Origin of the sequence: Ochrobactrum sp. AN78, from assembly GCF_029909885.1 — a bacterium.
GTDB lineage: Bacteria > Pseudomonadota > Alphaproteobacteria > Rhizobiales > Rhizobiaceae > Brucella > Brucella quorumnocens.
Window position 1 is genome coordinate 45,345 of record NZ_JASAMU010000015.1, and the last position, 21,363, is coordinate 66,707.

The following is a 21,363-nucleotide window of genomic DNA, read 5'->3' on the forward strand; positions in this document are numbered from 1 at the left end:
GCTCCCTGGTTAGCCAAATGCATTGATCAGTACGGTGCAGGTCGCATGATGACGATAGGTTCGATACTGGCCACAGTCGCTCTCATACTGTGTTCGTTTTCTTCAAGTGTTTTGGTGTTTACTGGCACGCTGACGATCATCGAAATCGCCGCGAACCTCGTCCAATATGGAGCTGCCTTCGCATTATTGGGCAATTAGCGCCAAATGTTGCCCAGCGTAGCATCCTCTATCTGACACGGATTGCAGGCTTTGCCTCGACAATTTTCTGGCCCATTACAATAACCCTTTAGCATTGGCTCACCTGGCAACAGACCTATTTACTGTTGGCTTGCCTCCACTTGTTTCTCTGCGTGCCGGTACACCTTTTGCTCGCGCGTTCTATTGCAAAGAGTGGTCGGAAGCGATCAACGAATGGAACAGTCACAACCGCCTTTTCAGGTGATCTGCCAGCCCATCAAAAACGCAAGGGATTGGTGCTGGTCCTCGTAGCATTCTCTTTACAGGCTCTCATTGCGACCGCCATTCTGGTCCATATGGTGCCGATGCTGGGTGCGCTCGGTCTTTCAGGTTCTGCAGCTTTTATTTGCGCGATATTTGGACCATCTCAGGTAGCCAGTCGCCTGGTCAATTTGCTCGGCGGCGAGCACCTCGCGCCAATCAGTCTGGCAGTAATCTCGGCCTCCTCGATGAGCATAGCCCTCATTGTTCTGCTATTCGGGGCTCCTCCAATATTGCGAGGATAACCTTCGCGTGTCTTTTGGGCTTCTGAAATGGTCTCTTCAGTATCGTCTCTGGAACATTGCCTTTGTCACTGTTCGGCAGTGATGGCTTCCAGTAGAGCGAATTTTGGTGCGAGTTGGTGTCTCTCTAATTTGGCTCGTTCAGCCCCTCTAGGCGTCGCGAAGCTCACAGGACTGAGGTTGCTCAGCCTGGAGGCAAAGGCGATTAGGGGCCAGATGACGGCAATTGCGCGCAAAGCTGACCTCGCGTCACACGCTTCGCGGTCTTGGTTGGACGCGAACCAGAAGCGATCTCGTTTATAATGCCATTGCCCTGACATAACTTGGGAGCTGACTTCGGTTTTGTGCTCTCGGAATAACCAATGCGGGGTGTGACCTCACCGTCCGGCTCTGATCGAAAACGAGGAAGAGACCGACCGTGGGCATAGTTATCCATTCTGGCTGCGGGCGCGTCAACGCTCCCATCAGCCGTCAATAGAATCTCCATAGCCGCAACCTGTGGTCGGCGGGTTCCTTCCTCGGAGGCTTTGTACGCTTACCGGCGCCGGGATTGTTCAAGGAAAGCGGACACTCTGCTTTCAGATAGCGAAACCCCGGATGCAGAAGCGCAACCCCTGCGCTCAATAAAGTGACGAGCAGACGCGCGTAGGAGTACCGTTAGAAATAAGCGCTGGGCGAGCATCCGAGTGACCGGCGGAACATGGCGGAAAAGGCGCTCGGGCTGCTATAACCGCACTCAAAAGCGACATCCAGGATACTCTTTCCTTCAGCCAGCATCGTCAACGCATCGAGCAGCCGGGCTTGTTGGCGCCAATGCCCGAAACCCATGCCGGTTTCACGCTTAAACAGCCGCATAAAGGTCGCTCTGCTCATGTGAATCCGAGCTGCGGCATCTTCAATGGAGAGGTTTTCTGCCACATCATTGCGGAATTGCTCGCACAGTTGCGCAAGCTGGGAATGCTTCGGCGTCGGCAAACTGAGTGGCTGCGCGGATTGAAAGGAAAGTTCCATCAGGAGCAACCTGACGACGGCGTTCGTCCTGTCACGACTTGCCGGGTTATCGGCAAGGCTGGCAAGCTTCAGGATCAATTCCCGGAGGAGCGGTGTGATTGCCACGACAACGCATTCGTCAGGGAGCCCCTGCATTTCGCTTGTGTCAATCAGAAGTGAGCGGAATTGTACACCCGCATGGCTAGAGGTTTCGTGCTCCAACCCGGGTGGAAGCCAGACGGCCCGGCTGGGCGGGACGACCCAAGTGCCCTCACCGGTTGTGATCGATATAACCCCGCTGACTGCATAGAGAAGCTGAGCCTCCGCGTGGCTGTGCTTGGGCCCCGAAAATCGATGTTCGTCGTGCGAAATGACGGCGATCTCGTTCGTGATGGTTATGCCGTTCCTCAAATTTTGATCCTTTTGCGATGATTATTGATCATCCGGCGCTAGAATATCATCTGTGGGATCACTAGGCTAGGTCATCCAACAACAGAAAGTCCTTCGTCAGGTGTTCACCCGCAACCGTCTGCTTGGCCGCATCGAAGAGCCGCAATCTATGGTCTTTGACGTGATCTTTGCGCGCGTGGCCCGCACGCTTCCTTGTGCGGTGATTTCCCGTGTGCTGCGACTTACCGGCGGTCGTCGGGCCTGACGGCTTCCCGACGATCGTATTCTGCCGTGTCGAATCCTCCTGCATCGCACTGAAATGGATCACGCCATGTTGACCAATCCCGGAACCAAATATCGTCCTTTCGTATCGCCCATCGAATTGCTGGATCGGACGTGGCCGTCCAACCACCTCACGAAAGCGCCCCGATGGCTGTCCACCGATCTGCGCGACGGCAATCAGGCGCTTGCCGATCCCATGGACGTCGAACGCAAGCTGCGCTTTTACGACATGCTGCTCGCCATCGGCTTCAAGGAAATCGAGATCGCGTTCCCATCGGCATCGCAGACCGAATTTGACTTCGTCCGCGCTCTGATCGAAGACGCGCGGATACCCGATGACGTGAGGATCCAGGTCCTTACCCAATCGCGGAAGGATCTGATTGCCCGTACGTTCGCCTCCCTGGATGGCGCGAAACAAGCGATCGTCCATCTCTATAACGCAACGGCGCCGTTGTTCCGACGGGTTGTCTTTGGGATGGAGCGGCATGAGATCGTGGATCTGGCCGTTACCGGCGTCACTGCGATGCTGGAGGAGAGCCTGAGACGGCCCGGCACCGACTGGACCTTTCAATATTCGCCCGAGACGTTCTGCTTTACCGAGCCTGATTTCGCGCTCGAAATTTGTGAACGTGTGCTTGACGTTTGGCAGCCGACGCCCGAGCGACCGGCGATCCTCAACCTGCCGGCGACTGTTGAGGTGGCGTCGCCCAACGTTTATGCCGATCAGATCGAGTGGTTCTGCCGCACTCTCTCGCGCCGTGACGCCGTGGTGATTAGCGTCCATCCGCACAATGACCGCGGCACCGCCGTGGCTGCCGCTGAGCAGGCATTGCTGGCTGGAGCCGATCGTGTCGAGGGCTGTCTGTTCGGCAACGGCGAGCGGACCGGCAACGTTGACCTGGTGACGTTGGCAATGAATTTCTATACGCAAGGGATCGATCCGAAGCTCTATTTTCCCGCGATCCGCGGTGTGGTGAAGACAGTCGAGCATTGCAATGGACTGCCAGTGCACCCGCGTCATCCCTATGCGGGTGAGCTGGTGCACACGGCCTTTTCCGGGTCGCATCAGGATGCAATCCGCAAGGGTTTCGCTGCCCATGGGCAGCGAAATGATGGTATTTGGGAGATGCCCTATCTGCCAGTCGATCCGGCGGATATAGGAGAGACATATGAGGCCGTCATTCGTGTCAATAGCCAGTCCGGCAAGGGGGGATCGCCTGGCTGGTCGAGCATGACAAGGGTCTGAAACTGCCCCGGTCGCTACAGATCGATCTCAGCCGGCGTGTCCAGGAATTCGCTGATAGCACCGGCAAGGAAATCACCGCGGCTATGATCTGGTCGATCTTCGAAAAAGCTTACAATTTGACCGGTCCGCAACCGTTCGAACTGGTCGGTTATCGGGGTGGAAACCCGCGCAACGCCGGGAAACAGCGCGTCTTTGTTGGTCGCATCCGCCACAAGGGGCGCGAGTTTGCGGTCACGGGTCGCGGGAATGGCCTGATCTCAAGTGCGGTCTCGGCGCTTGAGGACGGTTGTGGCGTTGCGCTGGACGTCCTCGACTATCACGAACATGCCCTGAAATGCGGCACAGACTCGCAAGCGGTCGCCTATCTTGAATGCCGAACTCGTGATGGTCGCAAGGTGTTCGGGATCGGCATCGACGACGACATCGCCACGGCTTCGGTTAAGGCCGTTCTCAACGCCGCGAGCAATGGCGCTCGGGACCCAGAGATGAATGAACTCCCAGATTTGGCGCGTGCGAAAGCACGATAGCCGGAGCCTGGCACGCATGGCTTCTTTTCCCGGCTGCTGGAGCAGAAGGGGAAAGGCGTGCGGGCCCATGCCCCAGATATATCCAGCCACCTCCGCCCCTGCCCTCTCCATCGACAGCTTCTTGTTGCTTTTCCTCTCATTGCACTGGGTGACGCGTGAACCGACCCACGCGGTGCTTGCGCAGCAGACGCCCCTCCCAAACGCTCACTGCCAGCATGGCGATTGTTGTCAGCCACCCCATGCTGAGCAAATCCAAGTGGTGTGCGAGGGGAACAAGCGCAGCAAGGAGAACCACCCCGGCGATGTGGGATATGGGCACGACGCTGTAGACGATCTTCTTGTAGATGGCGCTGCCGAGCAAGTAGATCGCCGGGCCGGCGGCCAAGACGAGCGCATATGTCCCCTTCACCGGGTCGTGTGGGTGAGCGAGCACGAGGTCGTTACCGACGGCGGTGGCGATAATGCCGGCGATAAGAATTGCGTGGAGATAGTGGAAATAAGCACCGATGCGTCCCGGATCGTCCGCGTGGGTGATGGTCTCGGTCGCGTCCTCGCTCGACGTTCCGAAATAGAGCCACCACATCGCGAGCGTGCCGAGGAAGGTGGCGAGCAGCGCGGAGAGGATGGCTGCGTTCCAGCTTTCCGCTTTGGCCAGCGTCGCTCCCGTGGCGAGCACCGTCTCGCCCAGCGCGACAATCACGAAAAGCTGACACCGCTCGGCGAGATGGCCACCATCGATGGTCCAATCGCTGGTTTTGGAGCGACCGAGACCGGGAAGCGCAAACCCGAACATTGGCGAAACATATTCGCAAAGGACCGCGATTGCCCATAAACATGCGCGGGTCCAGCCTTCAAAAAACGCACCGGTGATCCAGAACAGAGCCGCAATCGTAAGCCATCCGAGCATGCGGCGATAATTGGCTGCGAGCGGATGAGACTTGCCGAGTTCGAAGACGATATAGGCTGTTCGCCCGACCTGAATCGCGACATAAGCGAGCGCGAAGACCAGCCCGCGTTCGTCGAAGGCGCTTGGAATGGCCGAAGCCATGACGAGACCCGCCAGCATGACCGCGAACAGCAACGAGCGGATGCGCGGGGTCTCCGGGTCGAACCAGTTGGTGACCCAGCAAGTATATTGCCAGCCGAGCCAGACCGCGAACCACAGGATCAACGCCTGAATCACGCCGGCCGGCGTCAGATCATTGAGAAGCTCATGACTGAGTTGCGTAACCGCGAAGACATAGACGAGATCGAAGAACAACTCGGCGTAGCTGACCTTGGCATGGTGGCCGTCGCGCCGGCGAAGCAGCGGATGATGGTAAGAAGCGTGGTCAGACATGGTTGCTCCTCACCGCGCCAAACGCCAGATGATGACGCCGGCAATCGCCGCCGGCGCGAGAAAGACAGCCGCCAGGATTGGCAATTCGTCACGCACCGAATAACCGGCCTTCGCCACGCCCACCCACATGTTTACAAGCGAGACGACGAGCCACGCCGGGATGAAGAGCTTAGCCGCTATGGCGAGATCGGGCTCGCCCCATAGCCGGCCAAACAGGAGAAACAGGCCGAGCAGGACAAAGCCGCCGGCGATTACCATCGCCATATGCATGAATGGATCTCCCTTTTAAAAAACGCACTGGGGCTGTTTCCATGTCTTTGGTTGCGTTGAAAGGACGATATCCAGCTCGCCATGGGAAGTATAGACCGGCGTTCCGTTCGTGTCGAAAAGTACATCCCTGTGTTCGGTGAGAAGTGGCGGCATTTGGTCGGCTGACCGATAGGCACGCGTTGCGATTGCTTCCATCGCACAGGAAATGCTGGCACCGCACGTCGAACACCGGTGCGAACGGATTGGTCCTGGCGAGGCCCGGCGGCCTCGCGATTGCCGGAGCGCATTTTCACTTGGTGGTGTAGCCGCCGTTGACCAGTATGGTTTGGCCGGTCATCCACCAACCTTCCGAAACCATGAAGCGAATGTAAGGAACGATATCCTCTATATCGGTGAGGCCGGTCTTGGAGAAGCTTGAGAGTGCAGCTGCCGTCTTGTGATAGGCAACCGCATCCTCGCCTTCGGCCGGATAGAAGAACGGTGTGTCCATCGGTCCCGGACCAATCGCCGTTACCGAGATGCCTCGCTCGCCGAACTCCTTCGACGCCGCGCGCGTGAAATGCTCAACCGGTGCTTTGGTACCCGCATAGGCAGCATAGAATGGCGTAAAGGCGCCAAGCAGCGACGTCACCAGCGTGCAAATCTTGCCGTTGTCATTTAGATGCCTTCCCGCTTCCTTGATAAAGAAGAAGGCGGTCTTGGCGTTGACCGCGGTCATCTTGTCATATTCGGCTTCGTCGATGTCGAGGATAGGTTTCTTCAGGACCTTGCCGACCGTGTTGATGGCGATGTCTGGTTTGCCAATCACGGCGATAGCGTCGGCGAACAGCTTCTCGACTGCTCCGGCCGTTGTCAGGTCTGCCTGAAATGCGACTGCTTCGGCTCCGGCAGCCTTAACGGCAGCCATCGTCGCATCGGCGTCGACTTGGGAGGAGGAGCTGTTATAGTGGATCGCAATGGCCTTCGCGCCAGAATTGGCCAAATCCCGGGCAATCAGCCCGCCAAGGTTTTTCCCTCCGCCCGCGATGATGACGGTTTTTCCCTTGATGCTGTGGTCGGTCATGGTTCGCCTCCTTTGCCGGTTTTACGACCGAAATGGCGGTCGCTTACAAAGAAAGCTAATCGTCTGGAATTTTTTGATAAAGACGATCATTCTGACATCACTTGTCAGGAAATCAGGCTAATAGGGGGTATAACCGATTGGACCGCATTGATCTGTTTTGCATCTTCACACGCGTCGTCGAATGCGCGAGTTTTACAAAAGCAGCCGCCACTCTGGGCATTCCCAGATCCTCTGTATCTGCCGCCATTATCGAACTGGAGGCGCGTGTCGGAGCACGGCTGCTTCATCGCACGACGCGTAGGGTGTCCCTCACACAAGACGGCGCTGCCTTTTATGAGCGCTGTGGACGGGTCATCGCCGATGTCGAGGACGCAGAAAACTTGTTCCGGCAGACTTCGGCAAAACCCTCCGGGAGGTTGCGAATAGACGTGCCGGGGCGCATCGGTCGACTGGTCATCGCGCCCGCCTTGCCCGGCTTTCTGGAATACTATCCCCAAATCGACATCGAACTCGGTGTCACCGATCGCGCCGTCGACCTTGTACAGGATGGCGTTGACTGTGTGCTTCGTGTCGGGCCGCTTTCAGATTCGGGGTTGATCGCCAGGCAGATCGGCAAGTTGCGGCTGATCAACGTCGCAAGCCGCGCTTATATCGACAAGCACGGAACACCAAAATCACCAGAGGAGCTTGGCAATCACTGGGCAGTAAACTATGCGTCCCCGTCCAGCGGCCGCATCGAGCAATGGGAGTGGGTGGAGGATGGTGACCTTCGCACTGCCGCGTTGCGCAGTCGAGTGACGGTCAACAGCGCCGAAGCTTATATTGCCTGCTGTCTTGCCGGTATTGGACTGATCCAGATTCCGGCTTACGATGTTAAAGAGCATTTAGAAACCGGTGAACTGGTGGAGGTGATGCCAGAGCACCGTGCGGACGACCTGCCGATGACGTTCCTTTACCCGCATCGCCAGCACATTTCGAGACGACTTCAGGTCTTCGCCGATTGGCTCGAAGCGCTTCTCAGCGAGCAGCTCCTGTGATGCGATTTCGCAAACGATCGACGCCTCCTGCCTGGAACAAGGTGAACAATGTCGTTCAAATTCGAGCGTGACTTGGCCACGTTTCAAGCGGGGCACAGGGATGGCGTCCGCACTTTGAAAAGCCAGCGGCTTTCAGCGTAACCTGCAGCGAATAATTGAGCGATCACGGAGCTTTGAAATGGATGCGTACGGTCATCTGCGGATATTGGTTAGCCTCATCCTCGGCCTGTCCATAACCCGCGTTCTTTCCGGTCTCTCCAAAAGGCTTCAGCAGCCCCTGAAAACCGATCGGATGCACGCGCAGATCGTCTGGTCGATTGCTTTGCTACTTAGGGCAGTTCATTTTTGGTGGTGGGAATTTGCGCCTAAGGGAGATTAAAAACTGGCATTTCTGGATATACATTTTTGTTCTGATCGACACGTCGCGCGTGTGGCCATGCGGTCCGATGACAGCCGCACAATTTTATGGCTGGGGGTGGTATGGCTCTTCTTCGACGTGGTCTGGATAACAGCAATCTACAGTGACTTGCTGTAGTTGAAACTGCAAGAGCCACAGGGCTGATGCGAGCGACCTCGGTGACCAATGCAGGATCCGCAGCTAAAACGCCGAAAGCGCGGTGGCTGCCTACCGGTTGTCAAACCTGACGCGCGCTATCTCAACGCGCCTCAAAATAGATCGACGCAAAACATCAGTCACCAATCACGACATGCGAAAAGCACGCAGCAATTTCCTTGTTCGCACCCCAGTTTGCGCACCCATTTTATCACAATAGGTCCGTCTCCGTCGTCAGCCAAGCCACCCCAGACATCTTTGAACACCTGTTCCCGGGTTGAACTGTCGAAGAAGAAATAGCCTGGGTGTGCCACAGGCGTTGCTGCGTATATTACGGTCCACGTTCCAAAACGAAGGGCCGCATCAATTTCAATGGCCGCCGGCTTCACTTTTTTATCCAGGCCCTTCGCGATAAGGATAGCATATTCGACCGTGTTCTGTTTGGTGAGTCTTTGATCGACACCAGTGCAAGGATCAGCAGCAGTCGCAAGTGGTCAGAAGCCAAATACTCCCTCGACCTCTGCCGTGGTGACTGGATTTTACTGGCGCGCTGGCTTGCCGCCGACAAGCAAGCGCGGATGAAGAAAAGAGCGGAAGTTGAAAGAAACATAGCCGCTGCTTTCAATCCCGGCGAGCGCCTGCAGAATATGACAACTTGTCCGAAGATTATCTGACTGAATGCGCCGCTTCCTGCGCGACGTCGCTAAAGAGCCTTGCTACGACCGGCTACAGCGCGTCTATTTCTTTCTAATGGATCGGTTTATGAGGACGACCAGGAACCTAAGCGCCAGATAAAGACGTAGACAGAAACCGTCGCAATGCGGTGGTGCAAATGTCAAACTCAATGGCAACGCACCGCTGGCTGTTTGTCAGAACTGTTGTTCACTTTATTTGTTTTCGCTCCGGTTAATTTGATCGGTAGCAACCTGATGTGTTCCGCTTCATAAAACGAGCATTGCTGACCGGACGGCTTTGCCCTAACAGGTTCAAGCGTCAGTCTGTTGAGGCGCACACAGATTTACGGTCGACCACTATCACATATCTCGGCAGGGTAATGACCCCGACCAGAGATTGAATTCAAGACAAGGACAGGGAAATTGATCATGACCGACAGCGCGATTGAACAAGCAACACAGCGGGTTTATGAATCACTTGCGGCGGATAATGTGGATATTGATCTCCATATAGCCGGTTTGAAGGCTGCTTTGGCGCTGGCAGGCATGAAAGAAGTTGTTCTCGATCCCGACAAACTGGTCCAGAATAATCGTTCGGGCCGCAAACTTCTTCAGGCTTATTTTCGCCAGCGCGGTGTGACAGTCAGCTATCTCCCATCATAAATAGTGCCAGGACGGTGCCCGGACAAGATATGTTTGGGCCCGATTGTCGCCGCAAGTCAGTGGCCCAACCCAGCACTCCAGCGAACGCGGGGCTGGCCAAAGAAACGCCGAACTGACCGCGACACCGATCTGTAACATAAGCAATAAAAGGTCGTAATCTTCCTGCAATCCACACCGAGCAAACCGTAGAAGAGAAACGATTGAGGACTGTTGCGTGCGTCTGTTGCTGGTCGAAGATGAAATACAGATGGCGGAAGCGCTCCGCGTGGCTTTGTCGCGCTACGATATGGTTGTGGATCACGTCACCAATTTGGAGAGCGCCGAGAACGCGGTGGATGACCATGTCCATGATGCAATTGTGCTTGATCGTCAGTTGGCCAATGATGATGGCTTGAATCTTTTACACTATCTCCGCAAGAAGTCTTTCAATATTCCGGTCATCGTGGTGACCGCCCGCAGTGCGATGGAGGAACGGGTAGACGGTTTGGATCAGGGCGCTGACGACTATCTGGGAAAACCATTCGCTGTTGAAGAACTGGTGGCGCGTTTGCGCGCGCTTCTGCGAAGACCACCGGTGATCGCTCCATTGGTTCTCAGAGTCGGCGCTCTGCTCTATTTGCCTGGCGATCGAGAGGCGCGCGTTCAGGGTCAAATCCTGGACTTGCCACGGCGCGAATTGCTGGTCTTGGAAACGCTGATGCGACGGCAGGGAAGAACTGTGCTCAGACGTGTTCTTGAAGAAGCCGTTTACAGCTTCGATGACGAAATCCAGTCCAATGCATTGGATTCTCATATTTGCCGTTTGCGAAAGAAACTGAGCGAGGCAAAGGCGGGCGTCGAGATCCACGGTATCCGAGGGGTCGGTTATCTGTTGCGAGCGCTGCAATGATCCGGCTTCAACGCAACTCCTTGCGTCGACGGTTGATTTGGCAATTGCTGCTGTTTCAGGCGGGTTTTCTGGTGCTCTTCGTGGTCGCCTTCGTAGCCTATCTCATAGGTGCGAAGGATGGCGGCGCCCTGGTTGATCCTGAAATCACCGAAATCGCCGCCCGGGCCATCACCCGAGACGATACCGGAAACCTTGCGATCGTCGAGACGTCGGAGCTTGTGGCTATGCGTGCCTCTGCGCCTGATCTTTGGTTCGTTGCCCGCAGTGACAAGGGGGAAGTGGTGCAATATGGCCCGGTGCCCGCGCTTTACAAGAATTTTGGCGACATTCTTGATCGCATCACTTTCGCTGATATTCGCGACAATCTGAATTCCTATTTTCTCTCCGCCGTCATCCGAAACGTTAAAAGCAATGCCGGAAATTTGACGGTGATGGGCAAAGGGAATTTGTTGAGCATGACATTTGTCGTGGTCGTCCTTTCAAACCTTCTCACTATTCCCATTCTGGGCGTGCTTGCGCTGATTACGGTGTTTGCCATTCCGTTCATCGTCAAGCGTGGTTTTGCCGACATATCAAATGTGGCGGCACAGGCGGAACTGATCGATATCGACAGTCGCGGCAGGCGCTTGTCCGATCAGGGCGTTCCGGCTGAAGTTCGCCCCCTTGTAGAAGCAATCAACAGAGCATTGCGGCGCCTGGATGAAGGCTATGAGCGACAGCAAAGATTTATTCTAGATGCAGCGCATGAGTTGAGAACCCCTGTTGCAATCCTGCAGACCCGGATCGAGGGCATGCCGGAAAGCGATTTCCGAAGCCGCGTGCTCGCCGATGCAGCGCGGATATCCGCCCTCTCCGAGCAACTGCTTGATCTGCAGCGCATTGATAAGACGACGACGACGTTTAAGCCGGTCGATCTAACCAGCTTATGCGAAACAGTAGTCGCGGATCTCGCGCCGATCGCCATCGCCGGCGGATACCAACTGGCTTTGCTCGCAAGGGACAACCGTTCGCATGTCATGGGAGACGAAGGTGCTCTGCAACGGGTGTTAACAAACCTCGTTCAGAACGCAATCCAGCATGCTGGGAGACGGGGAACAATCTGGGTCAAAACAAGCGGTCCAGGCCTCATCGAAGTATCCGACGAGGGCCCAGGGGTTCCGGACGGGGAGCGTGAGCGCATTTTCGAACCGTTCCATCGTGTGCAATTAACCGATCGCGGCGTTGGTCTAGGCCTTAATCTGGTCAAGCAGATCGTCGCTCGCCATAATGGCTCGGTGACGGTCGGCGAGAGCGCGAGCGGCGGCGCGTCATTTCGTGTGACACTCCCGATCGCAACCCCACATTGAGTGCACTTTCACGGTCTGCTGTCATTGTCGCGCTGTCGCAATCTTTGCCGATGCCAATCATGCGGCCAGCCGAGAACGCTCCGTGCCGACGGATCTGTGGGCGACAATGAAAAGGATGTGTCGAGACGCGCCCGCTGGCGATCCAGTCCCTGCTTTGGCTTAGCGGGTTGAGTTCCTGTGCGTGATCAGACAAGCTCTTCGTCCAAAAGATCTTCCAGCCCTTCCATAAACACAGGCAGTCGGCACGAAAGATGCTGGCGTTGCACAGTTTACGGCCCAAATCCGTGCATTCATGCCTCTTGGATCGCCAGGGCCCATAATTGTCCGAGTCCCGTGGGACAGCGTTAAGCGCACGCGTCATCTTTTGATCCATTGTGAAAACCTACGCTTTGAAATCTGAGGCCGTTTTAATTTTTCAATAAATTCCGTGCATGACCGCGTCGTAATGCTCTTCAATCGCCGCGGTGCAATGACAGGATTTCTTTCGCAATGCCGTCTCGTCTTGAATTGTGACGACGCCTCGACCGGTCGCAATGATGCCTTCTGCGCGCAACTGGCCGATGGTGCGTGTTACAAATGTCCGGCCGACACCGAGCATTTCTGAGAGTTGATCATGAGTCAGCTCGAAATGATCCGAATTTGTCCGCGCGGCCGCTGCCAGCAACCATTTGGCGGTGCGCTGTGTGATTGTATGGGTCGCATTGCAGGCCGCTGTCTGGAACACCTGAGCCATCAGACAGTCGGAATAGCGGGCAAACCAGTGCCGCAGAGCAAGGGAATCCGTCTTGACCTGCTCAAGCGCTGCGGTCTTGATGCGATAGAACCGGCCCGGATTTCGCACCAATGCCGTTGCATAAGCCGGTAGACTGCCGTTGGAGACAATGCCACCGACCGCTCCTTCCCGACCGATCAGCGCGATTTCGACCGCCGGATTGTCATCATCAACCCAGCGTTGGAAACTCGCCATCGCGGCACCACTCGGAAACCAGGTGTGAATCACGTCATCGCCTGCTTTATGCAGGACGGTTAATGCGTCCAACTCGAATATCATGGTGTGAGGGACCAACTTTTGACGATCACTTTCGCTCAGCATCATCAAAAGAAGATTGTCGGAGAAATCCTGCAATGCCTGAATATTCATTGAAATCCATCCCTATTTCATGCGGAGCGTCCAGTAGTGGACAGACGATCATGTCAGCCTATGTTACTTTTAGACATAACAAGGATGACTGATTGGATAAACGGAATTTGCTGATCCCTGGAATAGGGCAAGACGAAGAGAAGCAGGCTTGCCGACAAAATCGCTGCGGCTGAAAACCGCCATTCCCACGCTCTTCCCCGCCAATAAGCATTGTTCTTCATCGTCTCTGTGAGAAAGTGTGCCGTCTGAAATGTCCATATCCGAGCCTGTCAATCTAACCAATTGTGATCGAGAACCTATTCATATTCCGGGCTCAATTCAGTCACATGGTGCAATGCTGGTGATTGATCCCGTCAGTCAGCGTTTGATGTACGCGTCATCCAACGTTCCTTCCCTAACGGGTTATCAGGGTGATTTGATCCCTGGCACGGACATTTCTTTGATTGTGGGGGAAAAAAATGCCCATGATTTTCGCAATGCAGCCGCCAAGGCGCGCGAGCCAGGTCTGTCTTCGATCATAATCGGCTTCCGGTTCCCGCGCCTTGCTGGTCTTTTCGATGCGATCGTTCACACGCATCAGGGCAAGACCTTTGTCGAGTTCGAGCCTTGCCCGGATCATGGACAGACAGCAAGGCAAGCGCTTGATTTGACCCGCTCCGTCATCCATCGCCTGGGCCGTGAGGACAGCGTCGAACGGGCCGCTTCGATTGGGGCAAAACTTATGCGGGCCATGCTCGGCTATGACCGGGTGATGGTCTATCGGTTTTTGCACAATGGCGCCGGGCGGGTGATTGCTGAAGCAAAGTCATCTGCACTGGGCAGCTTCCTTGGCCAGCATTTTCCCGCGAGCGACATTCCAGTTCAGGCGAGAAAACTCTATATCAGCAACACGATAAGAATGATCTCGGATACAGCATCGCGTCCTGTGGAGCTCATGCCTGCGCTGGAGGTGGGTGCGGATCCGGTTGACATGTCTTTCGCGCAATTGCGCAGCGTTTCACCTATTCATTGCCAGTATCTCAACAATATGGGTGTGGCGGCCTCGCTTTCGATATCGATTATCGTTGATGGGGCGCTCTGGGGCCTGATTGCCTGTCATCATGATACGCCCAAAGTTACAGCGCTGCCCTTGCGCATCGGGTCTGAGCTGTTCGGGCAGTATTTTTCCTTGCATATCGCCGCATGTGAGCGCAGAGCGACGCTGCGAGCTGCGGCGGAGGTGCGCACCAAGCTTGATGAACTTGTGTCGCGGTTGAGCACAAACAATTCAATGCGTGACGATCTGATCGCGCAATTACCGGAATTCGCCAAACTTGTTTCCAGCCATGGCGCAGCACTCTGGATGAATGATCACTGGTTTCAAACCGGGGATGCACTCAACGAGCAGACCACACGCGCGCTGTTAGAGATTGCCAAACAGCAGGCGCCCGGCGATGTCTGGTCGACGGCGCATCTCGGGCGCCATCTTGACCACCCTGTTGCAAACGTCGCCGGAATGATCGCCATTCCTCTGTCAGTCACTTTTGGCGAATATCTTGTTCTGTTTCGCAACGAGGAGGCGCATCAGCTTGAATGGGCCGGAGAGCCGGCCAAAACCGTTGTACGCACACCGTTCGGAGAGCGCCTGACACCGCGCGGCAGTTTTGAGACCTGGCGCGAAGACGTGCGCGGACAATCCACCCCTTGGACCGAGATCGATCTGTCGGTGGCGCGCGCCATTGCCACCTATTTGCGCGATGTCATCCTTCGGCAGAGTGAGATTTCGGAAAAGGAACGCATTCGTACTGATCAGCGTCGCCGCATCCTGAACGCCGAGCTCAATCACCGAGTGAAGAATATCCTGGCGCTCGTCAAATCCATTGCCCGACAGACGGGCATGGGCGCGAAGAATGTTGAAGATTATGCGCAGACCTTGGAGGGACGGCTTCGCGCGCTGGCATCGGCGCATGATCAATCTCTTGATGGCTCAAAAAGCGGGCTGATCGGGGCTTTGATGGAGACGGAAGCTGATCTTTATCGCGATGACCGGGCGCCCGACAGGGTGATCCTATCAGGCCCGCGCCTTGGTCTCGACCATCGCGCCTATAGCGTCCTTTCGCTGGTGATACACGAGATGATGACCAATGCCGCCAAATATGGCGCGCTTTCCACTCCGCTTGGTCAATTGCGCATTGACTGGAAACTCTTGTCGTCGGGGGAATGTGCAATAAGCTGGCTCGAAACCGGTGGACCCATGGTCGTGCAACCGACACGCACGGGATTTGGCACAAAACTTATCAGGAGTTCGCTCGAATACGATCTGCGCGGTAAAGTCCATATCGAACATCGATCAACAGGGTTGTTTGCAACCTTTGTGCTCCCAGCCGCTTACGTCGGTGTTGCTGATATCGAAGCGGTCGTTGTGGATGGGGCGCATGCGCGCGCGCTCTTTTCGCTTGATCACACATCCGTTCTGGTTGTCGAAGACCAAAGCCTTATTGCCATGGATGTCGAGGACACATTACGGTCAATGGGCGCTGAGGATGTCCGGCTTGCCGGTGACCCAGAAGAGGCGCTGCACACGCTGCTGACGTTCCGGCCACAAGTGGCAATTCTTGATTTCAACCTAGGTGCGATCACCTCGGAAGCAATCGCAGAGCAGCTCACGGCGTTGGGGATACCGTTCATTTTCATGACCGGTTATAGCGATCAATCCTCCATTCCTGAGCGCTTTCAACATATCGAGTTTGTGCGCAAACCGATCAATGACGTGGCGCTGGCTGCGAAGCTGTCGACGGCTCTGGCCCAGTCAACCCCGAGACATGATCCTGTCAGATCTCAACTTTGATGCTGCAGCGTAAAGCATGCGGCCTCCCCGTTCCGACAGGTTTTGGAAAGAAAAGCGACTTTGACGCGGCAATGGGAGGGTCTAATCTGCCGGCTGTCGTGCCCGGGCTGGTGCAACGCCCGGTCGCATCCACCTTCGGGTGAAAGTCAGGACAGCCAATTCTTCTAGTCTCTCGGGACAGAAGCGATTTTCAAACTAATATCGTTGATTTTTCAATGGCTTGCAAGGCCTTGAATCGCGCAGAGACTGTGGATGCTTTGTGATCCAGCGGCCCTTTGACGCGAAGTCTCTGTTTGCCAATCAAGCCCTGACCGTTTGACGATCACGGCCTTAAGTCGATCAAAACGATACTGCTATATCCCGTCCGTTTCTATGTGCTTTCGGAAGAAGGCAACCCGGCTCACCTTTGTCGACTGCCGGGCCTCGGATGGCACAGCACTTTGCTCTGCGTTTGGTTGGATAGGTTGCGGGGCACGTCAGTCCTTGATAGTGCAACCGACATGATCCCTCTGCCCTACTGTATCTTGGTGCAGACCCCAATGATCTCTCTAACGAAGCGCTCAATCGTGTAGTCAAACTTTTCGATGGAGTGCGCCCTCATATCAGAAAGTTCACTAATGCTGGCTATAAGCAAGCGCTAGCCCAAGGCGATATTTGTGCGGCCGTAGGATGGTCTGAAGCTATCTATCTCGCCAATGTTGCAGCACAAAAAACAGGATCAAAAGATAGCATTGAGTACATCATTCCCCGTGAGGGCGGCCTAATCTGGATGTCAGGATTGTAATACCAGCCGATGCTCCAGATCGGGCCAATGCCGAGCGGTTCATAAATTATTTTCTGTCGAAGGAAGCGGGTGCAGCCTTGACCAACAATGTGAAGATCGCATCGGCGGTTCCGTCCAGTCGCGAACTGCTTAGTCCGGATGTTCTGGCTAACCGGATCACGTTTCGAAAGAGGATTCCAAGTTGCACTATTTCTCTGGTGCGACGACACAGGAAGACCTTAAGAGGATGAACCCCGCCTGGGAGCGCATAAAGAATTGGCTAGGAAATCAGTCGACGGCGCTGTGTTTCCTTGGAAACTGCTTGAAAAGAAAACGCCGGTTAGAGCCTTTCGGATAATCGGCAAGCGTAGCAAACATCTCATAGCCGTTTTTTAGGTAGAAATCGGGGGCTTGGAAATCGAAGGTTTCCAACCACATTCCCACAGATCCTTTTGAAACGGCAATTGCTTCCGCTTGCTTGAGAAGCTGGGAAGCCAAGCCTTGGCCTCGCAGACGCTCCGAAACGAAGAGTATTTCGATATATGTCCAATCAAAAAGCAGTTCTGTCCAGATGCCACCTTGAATCTCTTCGCTGTCATCGTCCTTGATGCAAATTATTGATCGGTCAATGTGGGCCTCGCCCACGCGCCGCGTATTTTCGTCAATGAGAAGATGCAGTAGTCTATCGCGAATTGCTCCGTCGCTGTCGTCTCTAAGTTCAAAGGAAATTGCCAAGGCGAAAACCAGTTCATTAAATCGAGGGTTAATTGGGACTGATAATTGTTATCAAAGATTGCTCAACAGTTCATGCATGGTTTGCTCCCTTAATACCTGAAGCGTTCATAGTAGGCTGCTGTACAGCACAAAAGAATTGGACCATATAGACACTTCGTATATCGAAAAATCAGTTTATATTCTTATCACTAATCGAAGTTAGTAGATTCAATCTACAACTATTTGAACTCCACTCCTTTCCGCTGGGCAGCTAGAATGAGTAGAAAGACTCAAATACAGGCTTATATCTAACCAGGCTAGCGTTAGAGTTGATCATTGCAGCCGTTGGACTTTAGCGAAATCACACTGGTAACTTTCCCGATTGATACGCGCCTTGAGGCTATTTTCGAGCGTTTGTATCTCAGAGCCAACATGTTTGCCTTGGTAGACCGCCGAAGTCTCATGAAGCGCAAAATTGCCGTCTCTACAAGCACTGAGCCAATTGAATGAGCCGACGATCAGAAGAGCGTTATCCGACCAAACCAACTTGCTGTGAAGCTGTTTAACGGCCTGGACCGGCACCCCTACTCCTGCCAACGCATTGCGTACCTCGGCAAATCTATTCTCGCCAGGCTTATTTCTGCGGGCCGTTGCATCGGGATCCGCATAAATCTCTATTTCGACACCTCGCGCCCGCGCAGCTTTTATCGCTGCGATGAAACCGGTCTGTTGCATTGTGGTTGCACTGACCCAAGGAGAAACAATGCACAGTCGGCGCTGCGCATTGGCCAGCTCTTTCAGGAGAAAGGGATCATGCTCGGGTGCATTGTGCAGGAAAACGGCTTCTGACTGCTTTCGTGCCAAATCAGCGCGAACCGGCACAGCGAAATTCAATCTGTTCTCTTCATCCCTGCAGAGAAACCTGGCGAGAACGCTTCGAGGACTGTCAGGTGCCGCAGAAGCCAGGGTGTCCATATCGCCGAATAGGATAAAACTGTCCTTCGCGCGCGAGACCGCCACATTGAGCATACTAGGCGAGAGATCGATGAAGCCACCATCTGCGTGTTTCGAATAGACTTGTGAAAAAATAACGATTGGACGTTCTGCACCTTGCAAGGCATGTACCGTCCCGATTGTCATTCCTGTTTTGCTGACATCAATGCCCGCAGCAGAACAAGCCTCTTTGATTTCCTGAACTTGACGACCGAAGGGCGTGACGACTCCTACGATGTCTTCCAAACGCCCACCGTAATGCTTTGTCAGCATTTCGGCATTTGCTTTGAGCCATGCAGCAACGGTTTGCGCTTCCAGTGGATTGTAGCGACTACCGCCGGCCTTCATCGCCATCCCGTCAATATGGAGATAGTTCATCGACCGGAGCGGAGCTATTTCCGAAGCTCGCATGGGCTCTAGCATACCCTTATAACATAACGCGTTGCAGAAGCTGATGATGTCATCAAAGCAACGTCGATGCTCGAACAAGTACAGTCCCCGGTCCAGTTCGGGATAGGGTTGAAATCGACAGGCAGATTGTGCAAGGCGCATTGTGCTGCCACTGCGTGATGTCAAACCGACTTCCTGGAGTGCCTGCAAAGCTTCTCGCCCACCACCCGGGGGCAAGAGTCCTGCTTCAATAAGATTACCGGTATCAACCGCAGCAGTTAGCGTAGAAATCGGCTCAATCTGCTGGGTATCACCGATCACCAGCGCTCGCTTGGCAAGAGAAAAGGATGGGCCAGCAACCTCTGGCAAAACTTGACCCGCTTCATCCACGATGAGAAGGTCAATGTAATTGAATAAATATTCCTGACGCCAGCTACCAGATGAGTTGTTCCTGCAGATCATTCTCTTCGGAAGGGTTGCAAATGTCGATACAGCGCACGGCGTCAGCATCATCCGACGGGTCCACATGGCTTCAACCACGTTACGATCGTCACGTCCCTTCCAATTCCGTTGTAAGCGCTGTAGATCCGGAAGAGCCTTGTCCATCTCCAGAATCCAGCGGCCTTCCCAGTAATGGGTAGCCAGCAAAAAAAGCCGGAATCGAACGGACTTATCAATCGCACAGTCGACGTTCAACAAACTGACGTCATCAGTGGCGTTTGGAACGTATACTTTGGCCAAATTACGCCATTGTTCTTGCTGGATCAGCAGATCTCCAAAGATTCTGTCGGCATTATCATAGGCTTTAGCGGCCCTTTCTGCCTTTACGACAAGGTCGCTCACTTGATCTTTTAGCGCCGTATCAATCGTGTCTATACGGCTACCTGATAAGAGATTTTCAGGCGCTGCTGCTTGGCGAAGAAAGAGACGAGCGCGTAAGGCGCGCTTTTTCTCAATTGGCGGCAGGAAACTGAACAGTGAAAGCAGCACTGGTTCGTCTGCAAGCCAGCTTTCCCATTTGTGCAACAGTTCAACGGCCTCAACCTTCTGCGCATTGCTATAGTGCCAAGCATCGCGGAGAGCGGCAATCGCAGCTTGCGGACTTTCGCCAAAAACTTCGCGGACTGACTCTTCGGCGGCACGGCATCTTGCATAGGCGTCGTCAACACGAGAAAGGATTGCACTTTCTTCCAGTAAGCACTTGTGCAAGGCTTCAACTACGGAGGTCACAGTCGCTTGCGTAAGATTTGGGAACGCGTTACGTCCAGCCGCCAAATAAGCTTCCCGCGCTTCACTCAGATATTCCGCTGTTTCGAGCTTTTGGAAGACGCTGGCCGTCTGGTATTTTGTCGAAGCCTCCTTCTCCTTGCTATCGGCAGGCAGATACACCCCGAAGCTTTTGATACCAGGCAGCCAGCGTCCTGCAAACGGACCCTCACCTTGCGCAAAGTCCTTACCAAAGGCGTCTATGATATTGGTCACAGCCTGATTGTTGCTAGAAGCTGCTACAACGAGTGGAGGCGTCGTTCGCATTAAAGCAGCACGCACCCATTCCCCCGCAATGGCCGACAGGAGCATAGTGGTCTTACCGGTGCCGGGTGGCCCATTCACAGCAAGAATGTCTCCTTCCTCGCTTGTGACCAGATGAGCAAGTGCATCGCGCTGACGATCCGCGACTGGGTGCTTGTCGTTCGAATGACCCAGCCGTTCCGCCAATGGAAACGGTGCTTGACGCACAGAATCCGTCTCTCGCGGTGCCTGTCGCGCGAAATTGGTGAGTAGCGGTGTATCGGGCATTTCGCGGATCAAAGTGTCACTCAAAGCCAGTATCTGGCGTACGGTCTCTGGTGCTGTCGTAGCGGACTGCAACAATCCATAGCCAACGGCCTGATATTCAGGATCAGCCGTAGGCCAATCTCCACACACTGCCTCCATCACCGTCTGCCAATGGCTCTGATAATTTTCCCAGAGGTTCGGCGTCTCCTCCTTCGCAGTGAACGGGTGATCGGTCAGTGCACTATCGAGATCCTTGACATTGCCGATCGAGAAACCATTTTGGGCGAGAGGTTCGAGAATATCACGGGCAACGACGCTGTATTTGGGAATGATCCGACCTTGGCGCGTCACCTCGGCAACTGTAATGATTGGTGTGATATTAATCGGAAGATCGTCACCGCGATTATGAGTGTGCTGAGACCGCCTTCTGATATGGAGTGGTCGATAGCTGACCCCTATCCGCTCTACATGCCCCGGTATCTTATCAAACAGAGCATCGAGTGCTGTTTGTCCCAATATTCCCGTTTCCGCCTCTTCACGGGAGAGGGCATGAAATTCTTCAATTTCCTTGGCCGTCAGGCAGGCATTTCCAATAACACTGTCAGCAACCGATGAACGCCAATATTTCAAAATGGACAAATAAGATTGAGTCATAAAATACCTCAGCTAATACCAATCATACTTTCGCCATTTTTCACCAATGGTCAACTGAGACTATTGTTTTGCAAGTACGAGAAATCCACTTGAAAA

General features: G+C 54.5%; 16 protein-coding genes and 1 pseudogene. 9 read left to right on the forward strand and 8 right to left on the reverse strand.

Going from position 1 to position 21,363, the window contains the following annotated elements; all coding sequences use genetic code 11:
• Window positions 1–365 precede the first annotated feature (365 nt).
• Entirely contained in the window at window positions 366–743 is a 378-nt protein-coding gene (locus tag QBD00_RS20905; RefSeq protein WP_191907293.1) for a hypothetical protein, read from the forward strand.
• Between the two features lie 654 nt (window positions 744–1,397).
• Here the strand turns inward: QBD00_RS20905 and QBD00_RS20910 are convergent.
• Together QBD00_RS20910 and QBD00_RS20915 are read right to left on the reverse strand one after the other, a co-directional pair.
• A complete protein-coding gene (locus QBD00_RS20910; RefSeq protein WP_318580440.1) occupies window positions 1,398–2,141 on the reverse strand; it encodes a helix-turn-helix transcriptional regulator in 744 nt (247 codons plus the stop codon).
• Between the two features lie 61 nt (window positions 2,142–2,202).
• Window positions 2,203–2,448, reverse strand: coding sequence for a hypothetical protein (locus QBD00_RS20915; protein WP_151094127.1), 246 nt, complete (start codon window positions 2,446–2,448; stop codon window positions 2,203–2,205).
• Window positions 2,449–2,451: 3 nt separating this feature from the next.
• Here QBD00_RS20915 and leuA point away from each other — a divergent pair.
• Window positions 2,452–4,175 (forward strand): annotated as a pseudogene (gene leuA, locus QBD00_RS20920) (2-isopropylmalate synthase).
• A 136-nt stretch (window positions 4,176–4,311) separates the two neighbouring features.
• Here the strand turns inward: leuA and QBD00_RS20925 are convergent.
• The 3 genes from QBD00_RS20925 to QBD00_RS20935 form a co-directional block, all read right to left on the reverse strand.
• Window positions 4,312–5,514 (reverse strand): low temperature requirement protein A, encoded by a 1,203-nt coding sequence (locus QBD00_RS20925; RefSeq protein WP_151094123.1) that lies wholly within the window; start codon window positions 5,512–5,514, stop codon window positions 4,312–4,314.
• Window positions 5,515–5,523: 9 nt separating this feature from the next.
• Entirely contained in the window at window positions 5,524–5,784 is a 261-nt protein-coding gene (locus QBD00_RS20930) for a hypothetical protein (RefSeq protein WP_151094121.1), read from the reverse strand.
• Window positions 5,785–6,073: 289 nt separating this feature from the next.
• Window positions 6,074–6,847 (reverse strand): SDR family oxidoreductase, encoded by a 774-nt coding sequence (locus QBD00_RS20935; protein ID WP_151094119.1) that lies wholly within the window; start codon window positions 6,845–6,847, stop codon window positions 6,074–6,076.
• Window positions 6,848–6,984: 137 nt separating this feature from the next.
• Between QBD00_RS20935 and QBD00_RS20940 the strand changes: the two genes are divergently transcribed.
• From QBD00_RS20940 to QBD00_RS20960, 5 genes are all read left to right on the forward strand, one after another.
• Entirely contained in the window at window positions 6,985–7,884 is a 900-nt protein-coding gene (locus QBD00_RS20940) for a LysR family transcriptional regulator (protein ID WP_191793608.1), read from the forward strand.
• 1,005 nt (window positions 7,885–8,889) lie between these two features.
• Complete coding sequence (locus QBD00_RS20945; RefSeq protein WP_191793609.1) at window positions 8,890–9,111, forward strand: hypothetical protein; 222 nt, start codon at window positions 8,890–8,892, stop codon at window positions 9,109–9,111.
• Window positions 9,112–9,540: 429 nt separating this feature from the next.
• On the forward strand, window positions 9,541–9,774 hold the full coding sequence (locus tag QBD00_RS20950; RefSeq protein ID WP_151094115.1) for a hypothetical protein: 234 nt from the start codon (window positions 9,541–9,543) through the stop codon (window positions 9,772–9,774).
• Between the two features lie 214 nt (window positions 9,775–9,988).
• The gene (locus QBD00_RS20955; protein ID WP_151094113.1) at window positions 9,989–10,663 is read left to right on the forward strand and encodes a response regulator transcription factor; all 675 of its coding nucleotides are present in this window, start codon (window positions 9,989–9,991) and stop codon (window positions 10,661–10,663) included.
• Window positions 10,660–12,009: a sensor histidine kinase gene (locus tag QBD00_RS20960; RefSeq protein ID WP_151094111.1), complete on the forward strand. Its 1,350-nt coding sequence runs from the start codon at window positions 10,660–10,662 to the stop codon at window positions 12,007–12,009. Before QBD00_RS20955 ends, QBD00_RS20960 begins: the two co-directional genes overlap by 4 nt.
• Window positions 12,010–12,424: 415 nt before the next feature.
• Here the strand turns inward: QBD00_RS20960 and QBD00_RS20965 are convergent, their stop codons facing one another.
• Window positions 12,425–13,150, reverse strand: a complete 726-nt coding sequence (locus QBD00_RS20965; RefSeq protein ID WP_151094109.1) for a Crp/Fnr family transcriptional regulator — start codon at window positions 13,148–13,150, stop codon at window positions 12,425–12,427.
• 250 nt (window positions 13,151–13,400) lie between these two features.
• Between QBD00_RS20965 and QBD00_RS20970 the strand changes: the two genes are divergently transcribed.
• Both QBD00_RS20970 and QBD00_RS23655 read left to right on the forward strand, forming a co-directional pair.
• A complete protein-coding gene (locus QBD00_RS20970; RefSeq protein WP_151094107.1) occupies window positions 13,401–15,977 on the forward strand; it encodes an HWE histidine kinase domain-containing protein in 2,577 nt (858 codons plus the stop codon).
• Between the two features lie 517 nt (window positions 15,978–16,494).
• Window positions 16,495–16,761 carry a hypothetical protein gene (locus QBD00_RS23655; RefSeq protein ID WP_412535052.1) on the forward strand — a complete coding sequence of 89 codons (267 nt, stop codon included), beginning with the start codon at window positions 16,495–16,497 and terminating at the stop codon, window positions 16,759–16,761.
• A 267-nt stretch (window positions 16,762–17,028) separates the two neighbouring features.
• On the opposite strand, the gene QBD00_RS20975 is transcribed toward QBD00_RS23655, so the two are convergent.
• On the reverse strand, window positions 17,029–17,475 hold the full coding sequence (locus QBD00_RS20975) for a GNAT family N-acetyltransferase (RefSeq protein WP_191793613.1): 447 nt from the start codon (window positions 17,473–17,475) through the stop codon (window positions 17,029–17,031).
• Between the two features lie 312 nt (window positions 17,476–17,787).
• Complete coding sequence (locus QBD00_RS20980) at window positions 17,788–21,267, reverse strand: AAA domain-containing protein (protein WP_318580441.1); 3,480 nt, start codon at window positions 21,265–21,267, stop codon at window positions 17,788–17,790.
• Between the last annotated feature and the right edge of the window lie 96 nt (window positions 21,268–21,363).